The following is a 15,578-nucleotide window of genomic DNA, read 5'->3' on the forward strand; positions in this document are numbered from 1 at the left end:
TAATAAGTATAAAAGTAAAAAATATATATAGCTTAAATTAAGCTAATTTTCTAGAAAATTGGAGGAAAAATTAATGAACGATATCTTATTAATGCTTCCTGGACCAACAACAGTGCATCCTAGAGTACTCAATGCAATGTCACAAGCTGTTGTTAACCACAGAGGAGCAAAATATGGTGAAATATTAACTGAAACTACTGAATTAATGAGTAAAGTTTTCCAAACCCCAAATAACTCTTATTTACTAACTGGATCTGGAACTGCAGCTATGGAAGCAGGAATTGCCAACACTGTAGCACCTGGAGAAAAAATGTTAAATGTCGTAGGTGGAAAATTCGGTGAAAGATTCATGAAAATTGCGCAAACCCATGGAATCGATGCCAAAGAATTAGCAGTAGAATGGGGAACTGCTGTAACACCTCAAGCTATTAAAGAAGCTCTTGACGAAGATGAAGACATTAAAGCAGTTAGTGTAATTCACAATGAAACCTCTACCGGTGTAGCTGCACCTATTGAGGAAATCGGTAAAGTAATGAAAAACTACGATGCACTATACATTGTAGATACCGTATCATCCCTTGCAGGAGATGAAGTGAACGTTGAAAAATTCGGAATTGACGTTTGTCTTACCGGATCTCAAAAATGTATCGCTGCACCACCGGGCATGGCTGCAATCACATTCAGTGACGACGCATGGGCTGCAGCAGAAAAAGTGGAAACCAACACTTTCTACTTAGACATGAAAGCTGCTAAAAAAAGCGGAGACAAAGTACCTCCTCAAACTCCATACACTCCATCAGTTTCACTCACATATGCAATGAATGAAGCTTTAAAAATGGTTATAGAAGAAGGAATTGACAACAGAGTTGCACGTCACCACAAAGCTGCTAAAGCAAGTGTTGCTGCAGTTAAAGCATTAGGTTTAGAATTATTCGCTGATGAAGCAGTATCCTCTGCAACCGTAACTGCTGTTAAAATGCCTGAAGGAATTACTGATGATCAGTTCAGAGGCACAACCCGTGACAAATATGGTGTAGAATTAGCTGGCGGTCAAGATCACTTGAAAGGAAACATTTTCAGAATCGGACACATGGGAAATATTTCCTACAAGGAATTAACTCAAACCTTTGCTGCTATCGGTATGACTTTAAAAGGTTTAGGTGTAATTGACGACGCTGGTGCTGGTGTTTCATCCATTGCAGAATCATACTTATGATTCTGTTCTTTTTCTTTTTTTATTATATTTTAGTTATAAGTTATAACCCACTATTTTTTTGAAAAAATTTTCTGCTTGTAAGTTATAAGTTATATGTTACACTTGAAATGCATGTCTTCAACTTGTGTATTAGAACTTATAAGTGAAAAGTTACACTTGAAATCGATGTCTTCAACTTGTGTATTAGAACTTATAAGTGAAAAGTTACACTTGAAATGCACGTCTCAAAATTTAGTTGTAAGTTATAAGTTACACTTGCAATATATGTCTTATAACTGAAAAAAGTATTACTTTAAGAAATTATTTAAAAAATGAAAACAAAAATATAACCAATAATAGGATGTGAAACTATGGCTGAAAATATAAAAACAACAGTTGAAGAATTACGTAAATTAATCAATGTTGATAATGTAATAGGTACACCAATAGAAACTGAAGATAAAATCTTAATTCCAGTAATGAAAATGGGAGTAGGATTTGGAGCTGGTGAAAACATATTAGGCAGTGAAGGAAGCGACGCTGCAGGAGCAGGTGCTGGAGTAGAACCAATATCCATGGTAATGATACCTAAAAAAGGAAATGATGCTGAAGGAGTTCGTGTACTTGACTTAAGTAAAGGAACCGAAACCAACAAGGCAATATCCGACATTGGGCTTGTCATTACTGATTTAGTGAAAAGCTTCTTGGATTCACAGCAAGGAGTATCAGAATACTATGATGAATCCGAATACATAGAGCCTGAATTCACCACAAGCGAAGAACAACAAGAATAGGACTTTACTACATGTTAAACATCCTAGGGATGATTATACTAATAATCATCTTATTTATTATTATTTTACTCTTGATTGGGATTAAACTACAACTGGAGTATAATAAAAAGGGTAGTAAAGTCAAAGGATGTTTAAAAATACTTATTTTCAAAAAATTAAAAATATACACATACCATTTCCCCTCTGATGATGCTGATGAGGACACAGATGATGAAAAAGAACACGAAAGAGACCACAAAAAACTGTTTGATCTGGCCAAACCCTGTTTTAAATATTTCAAAAGCTATCTGAAATCCGCTTTAAAAATTATAAAAATCGAAAAATTTGAAAACCACTTCACCGTCGGTTTTGCAAGCTATGCAGACACCGGAAAATACATTGGAATAATCTGGGGAATTCTTGCAGTCATCAATTCAATGCATGAAAAGTTAAAGATAAGCGCCGAACCATCATTTACAGGAAGCACTTTTGATGCAATTGGAATAAACGAAGTTGAAATCTATCCTCTTAAACTCTTGATTCCAACAGTCAAGTTAATTTCAAAAAAGGAAGTCAGAATATTCATAAGAGGTGTTATGGATGAGCGATGATTTTCTAAAAGATCTTTTTGAAATCCGTGAGGATACAACATTTGAGTTTAAAGAAATCTGCGGATTCACATTTGCATTCATGACAAAAACAACACTCATCAAGGATAAAATTTCAGCATATGAAATCATCCCAATCGGAATAATTTACACAGAAAATGATGAATATTATTTCGCACCCCTAGATAGAGTGGATTATATTGATGATGTTATTGAAGAATATGTGAAAATTGCCTCCAAAATTAAATATTGATTTAAACGAGTTAAATTGATTTTAAAAGAAACTGACACATTTATATATTAAAAAAACCATATTACTTAACATGATGTGAAAACAAAAGTATTTCACAAAATAATGTACTTAAACAGATAAGTACTATTAAAATTAATGCAATCAAGTAACCCTTGATAAATTAAACAAATGGAGGCATAATATGGGAAGAGTACAGATTAATCCAGAAGCACTGAAATGGGCAAGAATAGATGCAGGGTATGAATATTCAAATTTACCAAATAAAATTAAACCTAAATTCAAAGAATGGGAAAATGGAAAATTGATGCCCACTTGGAATCAACTATGCGACATTAGCAAGTATTTCAAAAGACCAACAGCATTTTTCTTTAGAGAAAAATTTCCAGACCACATAAACATGGATTTTATAGAATATAGAAAATTAGATTCATATGAATCTGACATCAAATCACCCTCATTAACAATTGGAATCAGGGAAGCAATTTCAAAAAGAAAAAATTTTTTAGAGTTAATGGAAGATATGCATTATCCGATTGCCTCCTTTGGACGATATAAATTGAATTCAAGGAACATCTCTGAATTATCAAATCATATAAGAGATATTTTAAAAATAGATTTGAACCAGCAAAAATCATGGCTATACAATAATGGTAGAAAAGATTCTGCCCATTATACCTTCCTGAATAACTGGAAAGAACATATTAGCTCAAAATTAGGCGTTTTGATTTTTGAAATACCTCGTGTTTCATTAAATGAAATGAGAGCATTATGCATATATTACGATGAATATCCAATAATTCTACTGAATAGTGCTGATTCGCCTAATGCCCGAATATTTTCAATATTCCATGAATTGACACATTTGATTTTGGGAGAAAGTGCAATCTGCGATGTGGACAAAAGCAATTCAAAAGAATGGTTATGCAATTCCGTAGCTGCAGAATTTTTAGTTCCTAAAAATGATTTAATGAAACATCCGATTGTTGTGAAAAAACAAAGCAACTGGACTATTGAAGAATTATCGAAAAAACGAAGTTCAGGAGGAAGATCTCCCGTTTTAAACCAAATTAAGTATAATGGGAAATTATACACACAATTATTTTTAACCGCTTATGAAAATGGAGTGATTTCAAGTGTTGAATTTTCACAAAGTGTTGGTTTGAGATTGAAACATGTTGATGAGTTAACAGAAAAATTGTTTCAATGAATTGGACATCCCCTGCATGACTTTTGATGAGTTCATGATTCATAATGGCTGGCAATGGTGAGTTATTTTGGAAGTGGAATATCCTCACTTTCCACAATAACCTCAACAACCAACGGCCCTGTCAAATCATTACCTAAAAGAAGTTCCAAATCAGCCAAATTATCAACCCTCACTGCATCAATACCATAACTTGAAGCTAATTTTACAAAATCAGGATTATTTAATTTAACCTGATATGCATCCATTGAGTAGAATGATTCCTGCCATTGTCTGATTATCCCATATTCAGAATTGTTTAAAATAAATACTATGACATCCAGATTATTTTCCTTTAATGTTGCAAGTTCCTGAAGGTTCATCTGGAAATCCCCGTCACCATTTATGACAATTATTTTCTCACCTGTTGCAATAGCTGCTCCAATCGCTGCCGGAAGTCCATAACCCATAGGAGCCATTGCACCTGAGAACAAAAGCTGTCTTGGTTTGAGGGATTTTTTAAGCAATGTTGTCCATGTTGTGTGTGAACCTGCATCTGAAACAATGATATTGTCTGAAAATTTATTTAAAATTCTTTTGATTGCAGATTGAGGTTTTCTTTCACTATCCAAACCTTCCAGATGATATGAATCATCTTTTTTAGTAATTTCACTTATCCAGTCAACTTCTTTAAATTTAATTTCAGCTAAAAAGTCCTCAACCTTGCCGTAAATCGGATAATCGCCGACCAGAACATCCATGTTTATGTTCACATGGATGAAATTGTCAGGGATTTCAGGCAATGTCCTTTCACTTGCCTTGATTGCCAAGCCTATTATGCAATCTGCATTTTCAAATGCATATTTTGCCTGTTCATTTGCCCTAATTCCGCACAGTCCAAGATTTAATGGATTGTTTTCTGATATTATGCCTTTAGCGTGAAAAGTGGTTGTTACCGGAATTTGATATTTTTCAGATATTTCCCGAATGTGTTCAGCCTGACCTATTGCCCCTGTGCCTAATATTAAAAGTGGCCTTTTGGATTTGTCTATAAGCTCCTGTGCCTTGGTTATGTTTGACAGATCATCGTCACACAAATAGCACAAATCGAAATCATCGAAATCCTCCTGAAGAAGCACATCCTTTGAAAGATTAATGTGGATCGGTCCTTTTGGGAAGTTTTTCAGCTCATAAATTGAAGCTCTAAGCACATACATTGCTTCTGTTCCGTTTAAAGGATTATATGATGCCTGTGTGATATTTTTAAATATTTCAAATTGAGGTGTTGTCTGGAAATGATTGGTTCCGCGATATTTCAGCTCATTGTCACCTGTCAGAATCAGCAATGGAATACTGTCCATGTAAGCTGTTGCAACAGCCATCACTGTATTTAGTGCTCCAGGTGAAGCTGTTGTGATGCATACACCGATTTTTCCGGTTGAACGGGCATAACCGTCAGCTGCATGAGCTGCAGCCTGTTCATGCCTTGTAAGTACATGTCTGACATTGCCTTTGGAGAGTGCTTCATAAAGAGGCATTATCTGCTCGCCCGGAATGCCAAAAACATCACTAATGTCTTCCTCTTCAAGAATCCTTACGATTTTATCAGCCACATTCACTCTTCCACCTCTTGATAAGAGCCATTGTATTCCCCTGAGCCTTCAACAGGAAATACTACTGCCTGGGCAATTCTGTCACCTGATTTGATTTTATATTCGAACTCTCCGTGATTGTAAATCATGAACATCAATGTTCCGTAAAATCCGGGATCTCCCACAGCGGTTTGAACTGAAATAAATGACCTTAAAAGTGTTGAACGTGGAAGGTAAAGCATAGTATAACCTTTGGGAATCTTTACTTTCCTTTTTATACTTGCAAGATATGCAGTGTGAGGTTTTAAAGTATATATTGGCCCATCCAGTTCCTCAATTTCAGGCAATTCCTTTTCATTGTCAATCAAAGAGCCAGCAGTCTTTTGAACATAAATCTTGTCCAATTCCAAGTCGATTCCGGATGGCTGCACCAAATCTGCAAAATCCGGAAAGAGTTTAACAAGTTCCTTTTCACCAAGCATTTTATCAAATCCTTAATAAAGTATTTATTTAATTTAATTAATATAGTTAAACGGTGATAAAATATGCCAGTAATTACAATAGGTGGAAACGACGGAATAACTATCGAGAAAAAACGTGAAATGGTTAAAAAAGTATCTGAAGTTGTAGCGGAAGCATATGATCTTCCAATTGAAGCTATAACAGTATTAGTTCAGGCTTATCCAAAAGAAAGTATTGGTGTGGCCGGAGAACTTTTAAGCGATAAAGAATAAACATTTTAAGGAGGTTATATGCATAACCTCCAATTCTTTAAACCAAAAAAGAACTTGTATTTGAAATATCAAATACATTATTATTTTTGGTTTTTATGAATATAATAATTTCCATTCATGGTAATTAAATCCAGTTTTATCAGCTCATCAATGTTTTTGCGGATTTTTTCATCAAAATTTTTACTTTTAAATCTCACCAGTGATTTTTTAATATCATCAAAGGTTGAATTATCAACTGCATCATATACTGATTTTTGAAAAGGAGTTAAATTGAAAATGATATCATTTAATGGGTCTTGAACATTATTAAAGCTCCAGACATTATCGGAAGCCTTAATGTTGAATTTATCTTCAAGTTGTGAAAGCTTATCTGTCAGCTCATCCAAATGGGGATGACTTGCAAGTCCGAATTTGTGCTTTGAAATTTTTCTCAGAAACTCCTGGTGACATTTATCCAAATCAATAGCCTGTTTTGTTTTAAATGACCCCAAAACATATGCCTTATCGTCAATGACTTCAATTACCCAAAATAACTTTGTTTCTTCATCATACTCGATTTGTGAGAATTCATTTACATTCCAATGGTTGTCCAGAAGGAAATTTCTCACAAACTCGGCATCTTCCATCTTATCATAATATCCAAAGATGTAATCGTCTCCTGCAATTTGCTTTTTGATTATGAATGTATCGAAGATTCGTGTGATGTTCAAACCATATTTTGAGTTATTAGGGTTTCTCAGATGCCTTTTGTAGAGCTCATCAACTGCTTTTTGTGAGGGTTTTTTGGAATATCTTGCAAGAATGTGGAGCTTTTCATCAATTGCCTTAACAATCAGATAATCATTGTTGAATTCATATACATCATCAAGTTCGCCAATCTGCCAGTCATTTTGAATAAGCAAATCCCTTATGAAAAGCGCTTCATCAATGTTTTTGAATTTACCATAATTTCTGGAGCTTTTAACTATTGCAAATGAATTTTTATTTTCACGAATGTATTTGTGACTCATTGAAGATATTATATTGATGGATTTATTTAAATTTAATTAAAAAAAGAGAAAAAAGTTAAAAAATAATTATTTTTTAACTACAACAGTTTGTTTAACGGTATTTTTACCGTAGGATACCTGATAAGTGAGTTTTTTACCGACTTTAAGTTTTTTAAGTGTTGTCTTTTTAACTGTTATTTTAGCAATTCCTTTCTTGTTGGTTTTTGCAGTGTAAGTCTTTTTGTTGAACTTGAATGTCAGTTTTTTGTTTTTGGCAACCTTGTTTTTGATTTTCAAGCTGGCTGTAATCACTAATTTTTTAGCTGACTTTTTAACAACAACCTTTTTAAGGGTTAATTTGGCATTTGACTTTACAACAACCTTGAAAGTGTTTGAATAGAAAACATTACTACCGTAAGGGTCCAGATTAATGGAAATGTAATGAGTTCCTACTGATAATCCTGAAATTGATTCTTTTAAACTGCCGGAATTAAATCTAACATCCTTGAGGTATTTACCGTCAACATAAATTGATACATATTCACTGTTTCGAGGTCCGGTCATTTTGATAGTTACGGATTTTCCATCATAGATTGATGTTTTTGAAATTGATGATTTAAATCCGGGACTGTTGTTTTCAACACGTATGTCGATAATTTCACTACTTTTATATGTTCCTATTTTATAGTCCAATTGGAAGCTTAAAGATCCTGCATTCAGTTTTTTCAATGGGATAAATGCATAACCGTTGGATATTTTAACTGTGGAAATTGCATTTCCCTTTTTATAAATGGTATTGTTATATTTATCACTGCCCACTTCATCTCTAATGTAAAGTGTTGCAGTACCGCTCATTTTAGAATTTCCCCTGATTATTATGCCGTTTGCCTCACCAACTGACATAATGTATGGAGAGATGACATCAGGTACAGAGACGAAATTAACTTTACGGGAATCTGTTCTTGCTTTACCTGTATTGTAAGTGATTTTTACGCTATGATAGCCAAAACCATATTTTTTTAGGTTTATGACATCATTACCTATTGAATAAAAATATTTGCTTCCAGAGGTGAATTTTTTAGAGAAAACCTTTTTGCCATCAATTGATACAGAAACTGTTCCCTTAATTCCATTACTGTCCTCAATATATCCCAAATCATAATAAGAAGTTGAAAGATCAACAGTATCGTAAATCCGAATATGGATTTTACTGGTGTAATAATCTCCAAGGACCTCTTCAGAGTTTACTTTTGCACCCAGAGGCTCTGATTCATTTTCATCTACTGTCATTGAGATTTCATCATCATCTGTTTGCTTTAAAACCTCCTCATCATCTGAAGGACTTTGTGATAATTCATCCGTCGTGATTTCTTCAACTGCCAAATCATCACTGGATTCCTGAGTCAGATTATCATCAGACAAATCCTGTGATGCACTAACAGCACCTATTGTTAAAATGGCCAGCATTAGACAGACCATCATTAAATGTTTTATTTTCATAATATCACAATTGAATTTAATTTGAATACAGAGATATTTTTGTGAAAAATTACATATATATTTTAATATTTAATAGGTTATTTTAAAAAAAGAGATTAAAAATCAATATAATATTCAAATTATTGAAAAAAAATAAGAAAAATAAGGAAATTAATCCTTATTTTTTAACTTTTACGGTTAATTTTTTAACAGTTTTTCCGTAAGATACTTGTATTTTTACCTTTTTACCAACTTTAAGTTTTTTCAATACTTTTTTCTTAATGGTTACTTTAGCAACACCTTTTTTGTTGGTTTTTGCAGTGTATTTTTTACCATTGAATTTGAAAATAACTTTTAAGCCTTTTTTAGCTTTTTTGTTGATTTTTAAGGTAGCCTGTAAAACAAGTTTTTTAGCGGATTTTTTAACTTTAACCTTTTTAAGAGTTAATTTAATAACATCTTTTTTAACTGGAGGTTTAACAATAGGTGCCTGTTTAGCATTAACTTTTACTGAAAAAGTGTTAGAGTAGAATACATCACCACCCTCCTCGTTCCAGTATTTAACTGAAACATCATGAGTTCCAACAGATAACCCGGTAATGTCATAAGACATTGATCCGTTAACCAATTTAATTTCTTCTTTATATTCTTTATTATCGACATAAATGTCAATATATCCGATTAATGTTTTATTTCCAGCAAAAATTACAGTTACTTTCTCTCCTACTGTGATGTCGGTTAGAGTTACACTAGAACTGATTCCTTTAGTATTATTTCTAACTTCAATTCCAATATTTGAATCAGCATATTCTCCAGCGATTGTAGCATTTATATAGAAATTATAATAGCCTTCAGTTAAATTATCCAATACTATTTTTGCAGACCCGTCAACAACATTGACTGATTTAAATTCTTTTAATTTACCTTCATCATCAATAGTGTAAAGAGTTGCAGTACCAGTAGCTCCCTTATATCCTGTTATGAGGATTGTGTCTTTTTCACCAACAGAAATGGAAGGGAAGTAATCGAAGACAGGAGGATATACAAAGTTAATTTTTGCTTCTTTTTCATATGTTTTGGTTGCAGTAGCATATGTAACTTTTACTGTATGATTACCAATTGTTACTCCAGCAGAAGTAAAATCCACTGATACAGAATAATAATCCTCTTCATCAAGAACTACTTTGCTTAAATATTCTTTACCGTCAATAAATACTTTAACAGTACCGTTTATTTTATCAACATTAATGTAAGCAATTTCTTCATCCTTTAAACCCATGTTAAAATCACTTTCATCAAATAGTTCAACAACATGGTCTTCACGAGATTCGAAACGGACAGTTGAAGATTCATTTACATCTCCATAATTGCCACCCACATAACTTACAGTAATCTCATAATCATCCTTTTCGAGGGTTGGATTTAATTGATTTGTCCAAATAAGATATTTTACTCTACCTTCAGTGTTATAGTCCTCATCAGGACTGCATTGAGTCAAATTTTTATTGAAGACATAACCCTTACCTTTGATATATACTGTAATATTACCTTGAGCATCTGAAGGAAGTTCAACAGATGCAAAATAATCTTCCTCCAAATAACAAATCATAGGTTCTCCATCCTCATCAACATCATAAATCTCTATATAAATTGCATTCGGATTATCAGCCGGTTCATCATATCCTGATAAGTTTTCAAATTTAACAGTTCCATTATCAGAATCAATTAAGTTATTATCAGCACCAAAATATTTTACAGTGATAAATAAACTATCTTCATTAATGACTCTGTTCAAATCATTTAAGGTAATTAAGAATGTATCAAAATCATCATCATATGTTAAACTTTGAATTGATTTATCCATCAATGTTTCAGATTCATCTTCACCTGCCAAAACAGTGACCCTGCCTGTTGAATCTTTAGGAGCATATTCAATATATGCTATTTCACTACTATTTTTATTTGTATCAACCACATATGGCGGTTCATCATCCACATCATACTCATCTACAACGACAGATATATCATCAGAATCTTCCTCTTCACCATCTTGTGCTATTATATCAACATCTGATGATGAATCATCGATTGCAATTTCATCAGCTACCTCTGATGCACTTACCGCACCAATTGTTAAAATAGCCAGTATTAAACTAACAATTATCAAATGTTTTATATTCATAATAAATCACATTTTTACTTTAAATATATTCAATTTGAATACAATATAATATTTATTTTACACACATATAAATATTAGTTTTACAATATTATAAAAGAAAATATGAATATTAAAAAATAAATAATAAAAAAATGAAAATTAAATTCAAATATTAAACTAAATAACTAAAAATTTAATAATTAATTAAAAATAAAAAAAGAAATAAGGAAATTAATCCTTATTTTTTAACTTTTACTGTTAATTTTTTAACAGTTTTACCGTAAGATGCTTGGATTTTAATCTTTTTACCAACTTTAAGTTTTTTCAATACATTTTTCTTAATGGTTACTTTAGCAATACCTTTTTTGTTGGTTTTTGCAGTGTATTTTTTACCATTGAATTTAAAAATAACTTTTAAGCCTTTTTTAGCTTTTTTATTGATTTTTAAAGTTGCCTGTAAAACAAGTTTTTTAGCGGATTTTTTAACTTTAACCTTTTTAAGTGTTAAAGTGATTTTGTCTGCTTTTTTAGGAGTTACAACTGCTTTTTCTTTAACTGTTACTGTGAAAGTGTTTGAGTAGAATACATAATCTTCTTCTCCTTCTCCCCAATAATCAGAGGAATATACTTTAATTGTATGATCCCCAGCTGTTTTAAATGGAATAGAATAAGTTTTTTCACCTAAATTAAATATATTAATTTTATCTTTTTGTTCAACACCATCAACATAAATTTCAAAGTATTGGTTTAATGTTTTTGGTCCAGTAATTTTAACTACAACACTGTTTCCAACTTCAACTGTTGATGGAGTAACTGTTACAGAAATACTTGCATCATTTTTCTTAACAGAAACATAAGAAGTATCGGTGAAATTTTGAGTTCCATTATTATATTCAACAATTAATATATGATACCCTTCAGCCAATTTAGCTAATGAAACACTTGCTTTACCTTTAACAACATTTGCACTACCTACATCACCATCTTTTATATATCTCCCTTCATCATCAGGATCTTCTTTAGCAGTGTATACTTTAAGAGTTCCAGAATATGAACTTGGTAAATTAATAGAAATAAATTCATTTTCACCAATACTCATTTCATAAGGAGTATAAATATCAAATACAGTTTTTACAGTGTATGTTGTAGTTTTAAGTGGATAAAATGAATCATTACGTAATTCAACTGATAATTGATATTCAGCATCTAAATTTAAATCACCAGTGAAAAGAGTATAATTTGCATGACCATCTTTGTAAGATAATTTAGTTTCTTTACCATTGAATATTAAATATAAATCCCCATTTGCATTATTTGGTACACAAATATTTAATGATATATCAGATCCAATAGAAATTTCCTCATCACCATCATAAAATTCATCAATATCAACATTAAAATCAATTGAAATAGTTTTTGATGCAACTACAGTTGAATTTTCCCCATCAAAATATTTTATTTGAACAAAATGCTCGCCCATTTTTGGAGTTTTGTTTAAATTTTCTAAATAAATTTCATTATCAGAACCAATAGTTTTATTATAATATAACTCACCATCAATATAAATGAGAATATTACCGTCTAAATCAAGATTATAATAATCACAATAAATAAAATCATTAGATTGACCTTCTGAAGGATTAACAATACAATTATAAATACTAGCACTAATACCATCATATCCTTCATTTTCAGTGACTTTTAAAGTATAATCAAGAAGAGTTATTCCAGTACCGGAAACTGGTATAAAATTAACAAGAATTTTATAATCTCCCGGAGAGGATATATTTAAATCAGCTAAGTCAAACTCAACGAAATCATTCTCACCATAACTAAAGTCTTCATCATATATTGGAGTTTCACTATCTCCAACAGTGACAGTTAAGTTACCTTCACTATCTTCAGCGTAATTTGATACACTAAATACATAATTATCGGAATTATTAGCAATAGACTTTTGATAATATGTAGAAAAGTCATCGGCACTAAGTTCTTTAGCAGGCTCTTCATCCGGATTATCTCCAGGTTCATCTCCTCCTTCATCATCACCAGCAATTACACCAACATCATCAACTGCCAATGCATCGCCTTCTTCAACTGCAAGTGCATCTGCATCATCAGCTGCACTTACAGCACCAATTGTTATTATAGCCAGTATCAAACTGACTATTATCAAATGTTTTATCTTCATAATAAATCACATTTTTTACTTAAATATATTCAATTTGAATACAATTTAATATTAGTCGTGTAAACTATATATGCCTTATGCTTTTTATCGAATGTTTAACCAATATTTTTTAAAAAAAGTGAATTATTTTAGTTAAATATTATAAAAATAATAATAAATTTTCAAAATATTATAAAAATAAAATAAAAAAATGACAATCTTTTAATATATTCAAATTTTACCTAAATTTTAACAGTATTTTTCAAATATGTTGCACTAATTGACTTTATTGTTTTAGGTTTTTTAACAGTCAAGCCTGCAACGCCATTTTTGTTGGTTTTAATCAGATACTTTTTGGAGTTGATTTTGACTGAGACCACTTTATTTTTGACTTTTTTGCTGATTGTGACCTTAATTACCAGTTTCTTTTTGGTTTTAGACACTTTTAAAATAATTGGCACTGCCTTTATCTTTTTTGTAAGCTTAAATCCCATATACTCAATTTTCAATGAGTATTTTTTGTTTTTGAGCTTCATTGATTTTTTAAATGTCATGATGCCTTTTTTGTTGGTTTTGATTTTGTATGTTTTGCCGTTGAACTTGACAGTCACGACCTTGTTTGCCAGTGCCTTGCCATTTTGAGTTAAAAGCTTCATTTTAACATTTATTCCCTTGAAATTTGCCTTAAAAGATATGAATTTGATTTTTGGAGCAATGACACTTAATTCCGCCCAATTATCCAAATCAGTAAATCCATCTTCACCATGATACTCAATATTAACTTCATAATCGCCGACTTTCAGGTTTTTAAGAGACAATTTAGCGATTCCGTCTTTTACATTAATCCTGTACTGCTTTTCATCAATTTCAAATATCACATATCCTTTGGACTGGCTTGGAACCTTAACTGTAATGTATTGGTTATCTCCTGCCGTAAATTCCCACTGGTAAGTGATTTTGGCAGCGATGTAGACTTTCTCTGATTGGTTTTTTACCGCATAATCACTTCCGCTGTACTGTGCCAGTATGTCATGATATCCGAGATTCAGTGATGCAATGTTGATTTCAGCGTAACCCCCTCTAAGTTTTACTGATTTGAAGTGCTTGCCGTCAGCATAAACTACCAAATCTCCCTGTGCGTCACCTGGAAGTTTAAGATACACTTTTGAATCACTTTCAAAGTGGAAATAATACGGAATGCTTATGGAATAGTCGATTGTAAAGTTGCATGTCTTATTCAATGCATAATATTTCACATCTCCTGAGTATGACATGAACAATGTATATGTTCCTGCCCTTAAGTTTGAAATATCTATCTCAACGATATTATTTACAGTAGTTGATCGTTTAAACTGATATGTCTGACCGTTGATTGTTGTTTTAAGCAGGTTATTGTTTAATGTATCCGGCAGATAGATTTCAAGGATGTTCTGATTGCCATATGTGAAATGGTCAGTCCATACCTCAAGGTCATAGCTCATATTTACAGATTGTATCTTTGTTCTTGAGAAATCCTTTGAAGTGTAGATGACCTTGATTTCACGGTTTGTATATTTCAGATACCCTTCAAGAGACATTATGAATTCCCCGTTATCCGTGTTTGAATTAACAATCAGCTTATCGTCAAGATATACTTTAACATTTCCATTGATGTTTTCCTGTGTTTTAACGCTTATGCAGTCATCATGCCCGATGTTTATCACTTCAGGAATGCTTATTACCACATTTGTGACTGTGAAGTTGAATGTCCTGTTGTATGGATGATAATAGCTGTCTCCATGATAGACAACCCTGAATGTATGGTCTCCAAGAGACAGTCCTGAAAACGGATTATCGGAAAAGTAAACGGTCGGTCTTGATGTGGTTCTGTTTAGAAGTTCATCATCAATATAAAATTCAACTATTCCGTTAGCAGATCTTGGAAAAGCCAGAAGTGTAGAGTATTTATCACCCTGCAATATCTCCTGTGGAAAATGAAGCATATTATAGTCCGGAGAATATTTCATTATCTTCAATGGAGTGGTGATGTTCAAATCAGCCCCATTATAAAAGGCACTTACCTTATAATACCTGCAGTCAATAGGCGGCCAGATTGAAACAACAAGTTCATGAGTCCTTTCGGGAAGTGTGATTGGAACCTTAAATGATTTTTCAGTGATTGTACGGTTATATATTACCTCATCATCTATTTTTACGGCAAAATCCCCTGAGGCATTTTCGGGCAGTTTTACATCAATGTCGCTTAGATTCTCATGCCACATCTGCTCATCGAACGTTACTTCGATTTTTTCGGTTAAATTGTCAGAAGTGGAATTGTCCTCTGCGCTGAGAGCACCTAAACTCAGCAAAAAAAGAATTATAAACAGCAGGAGAAGTTTGACTTTCATGGTAAAATATATGTTATACTGATTAATATTGTTTTAGTTTAAAAAAAGAAAAGA

Annotated in this window: 13 protein-coding genes; 6 read left to right on the forward strand and 7 right to left on the reverse strand. The window is 32.2% G+C overall.

Features of this window, described 5'->3' with window-relative positions:
* Window positions 1-73: 73 nt before the first annotated feature.
* The 5 genes from IJ258_RS06905 (at window position 74) to IJ258_RS06925 (ending at window position 4,036) form a co-directional block, all read left to right on the forward strand.
* Entirely contained in the window at window positions 74-1,216 is a 1,143-nt protein-coding gene (locus IJ258_RS06905) for an alanine--glyoxylate aminotransferase family protein (protein ID WP_292804885.1), read from the forward strand.
* A 350-nt stretch (window positions 1,217-1,566) separates the two neighbouring features.
* A complete protein-coding gene (locus tag IJ258_RS06910) occupies window positions 1,567-1,989 on the forward strand; it encodes a GerW family sporulation protein (RefSeq protein WP_292804888.1) in 423 nt (140 codons plus the stop codon).
* 71 nt (window positions 1,990-2,060) lie between these two features.
* On the forward strand, window positions 2,061-2,579 hold the full coding sequence (locus IJ258_RS06915; RefSeq protein WP_292804891.1) for a DUF2953 domain-containing protein: 519 nt from the start codon (window positions 2,061-2,063) through the stop codon (window positions 2,577-2,579).
* Window positions 2,569-2,829 (forward strand): hypothetical protein, encoded by a 261-nt coding sequence (locus IJ258_RS06920; RefSeq protein ID WP_292804919.1) that lies wholly within the window; start codon window positions 2,569-2,571, stop codon window positions 2,827-2,829. The genes IJ258_RS06915 and IJ258_RS06920 overlap by 11 nt, the downstream gene beginning before the upstream one ends.
* A 181-nt stretch (window positions 2,830-3,010) precedes the next feature.
* Window positions 3,011-4,036 (forward strand): ImmA/IrrE family metallo-endopeptidase, encoded by a 1,026-nt coding sequence (locus IJ258_RS06925; RefSeq protein ID WP_292804922.1) that lies wholly within the window; start codon window positions 3,011-3,013, stop codon window positions 4,034-4,036.
* Between the two features lie 62 nt (window positions 4,037-4,098).
* Here the strand turns inward: IJ258_RS06925 and IJ258_RS06930 are convergent, their stop codons facing one another.
* Complete coding sequence (locus tag IJ258_RS06930) at window positions 4,099-5,631, reverse strand: thiamine pyrophosphate-binding protein (RefSeq protein ID WP_292804925.1); 1,533 nt, start codon at window positions 5,629-5,631, stop codon at window positions 4,099-4,101.
* Window positions 5,628-6,086, reverse strand: a complete 459-nt coding sequence (locus IJ258_RS06935; RefSeq protein WP_292804928.1) for a deoxyuridine 5'-triphosphate nucleotidohydrolase — start codon at window positions 6,084-6,086, stop codon at window positions 5,628-5,630. Before IJ258_RS06935 ends, IJ258_RS06930 begins: the two co-directional genes overlap by 4 nt.
* A 63-nt stretch (window positions 6,087-6,149) precedes the next feature.
* On the opposite strand from IJ258_RS06935, the gene dmpI reads away from it, so the two are divergent.
* Window positions 6,150-6,338 carry a 4-oxalocrotonate tautomerase DmpI gene (gene dmpI, locus IJ258_RS06940; protein ID WP_292804931.1) on the forward strand — a complete coding sequence of 63 codons (189 nt, stop codon included), beginning with the start codon at window positions 6,150-6,152 and terminating at the stop codon, window positions 6,336-6,338.
* A gap of 80 nt (window positions 6,339-6,418) precedes the next feature.
* Here the strand turns inward: dmpI and IJ258_RS06945 are convergent, their stop codons facing one another.
* The 5 genes from IJ258_RS06945 to IJ258_RS06965 form a co-directional block, all read right to left on the reverse strand.
* Window positions 6,419-7,348, reverse strand: a complete 930-nt coding sequence (locus IJ258_RS06945; RefSeq protein WP_292804934.1) for a hypothetical protein — start codon at window positions 7,346-7,348, stop codon at window positions 6,419-6,421.
* Between the two features lie 66 nt (window positions 7,349-7,414).
* A complete protein-coding gene (locus tag IJ258_RS06950; RefSeq protein WP_292804937.1) occupies window positions 7,415-8,827 on the reverse strand; it encodes a hypothetical protein in 1,413 nt (470 codons plus the stop codon).
* Between the two features lie 157 nt (window positions 8,828-8,984).
* Complete coding sequence (locus tag IJ258_RS06955; protein ID WP_292804941.1) at window positions 8,985-10,988, reverse strand: Ig-like domain-containing protein; 2,004 nt, start codon at window positions 10,986-10,988, stop codon at window positions 8,985-8,987.
* Between the two features lie 217 nt (window positions 10,989-11,205).
* Entirely contained in the window at window positions 11,206-13,158 is a 1,953-nt protein-coding gene (locus IJ258_RS06960) for a hypothetical protein (RefSeq protein WP_292804943.1), read from the reverse strand.
* 221 nt (window positions 13,159-13,379) lie between these two features.
* Window positions 13,380-15,524, reverse strand: coding sequence for a hypothetical protein (locus IJ258_RS06965; RefSeq protein WP_292804946.1), 2,145 nt, complete (start codon window positions 15,522-15,524; stop codon window positions 13,380-13,382).
* Between the last annotated feature and the right edge of the window lie 54 nt (window positions 15,525-15,578).

The sequence above is a fragment of the Methanobrevibacter sp. genome, from assembly GCF_017468685.1.
In the GTDB taxonomy this organism is placed as follows: domain Archaea; phylum Methanobacteriota; class Methanobacteria; order Methanobacteriales; family Methanobacteriaceae; genus Methanocatella.

Bases quoted from the DNA above. Each gene is read 5' to 3' on its own strand.
- IJ258_RS06950 (WP_292804937.1), bottom strand. From the start codon at position 8,827: ATGAAAATAAAACATTTAATGATGGTCTGTCTAATGCTGGCCATTTTA.
- IJ258_RS06960 (WP_292804943.1), bottom strand. From the start codon at position 13,158: ATGAAGATAAAACATTTGATAATAGTCAGTTTGATACTGGCTATAATA.
- IJ258_RS06905 (WP_292804885.1), top strand. From the start codon at position 74: ATGAACGATATCTTATTAATGCTTCCTGGACCAACAACAGTGCATCCT.
- IJ258_RS06965 (WP_292804946.1), bottom strand. From the start codon at position 15,524: ATGAAAGTCAAACTTCTCCTGCTGTTTATAATTCTTTTTTTGCTGAGT.
- IJ258_RS06925 (WP_292804922.1), top strand. From the start codon at position 3,011: ATGGGAAGAGTACAGATTAATCCAGAAGCACTGAAATGGGCAAGAATA.
- IJ258_RS06935 (WP_292804928.1), bottom strand. From the start codon at position 6,086: ATGCTTGGTGAAAAGGAACTTGTTAAACTCTTTCCGGATTTTGCAGAT.
- IJ258_RS06910 (WP_292804888.1), top strand. From the start codon at position 1,567: ATGGCTGAAAATATAAAAACAACAGTTGAAGAATTACGTAAATTAATC.
- IJ258_RS06955 (WP_292804941.1), bottom strand. From the start codon at position 10,988: ATGAATATAAAACATTTGATAATTGTTAGTTTAATACTGGCTATTTTA.
- IJ258_RS06945 (WP_292804934.1), bottom strand. From the start codon at position 7,348: ATGAGTCACAAATACATTCGTGAAAATAAAAATTCATTTGCAATAGTT.
- IJ258_RS06920 (WP_292804919.1), top strand. From the start codon at position 2,569: ATGAGCGATGATTTTCTAAAAGATCTTTTTGAAATCCGTGAGGATACA.
- dmpI (WP_292804931.1), top strand. From the start codon at position 6,150: ATGCCAGTAATTACAATAGGTGGAAACGACGGAATAACTATCGAGAAA.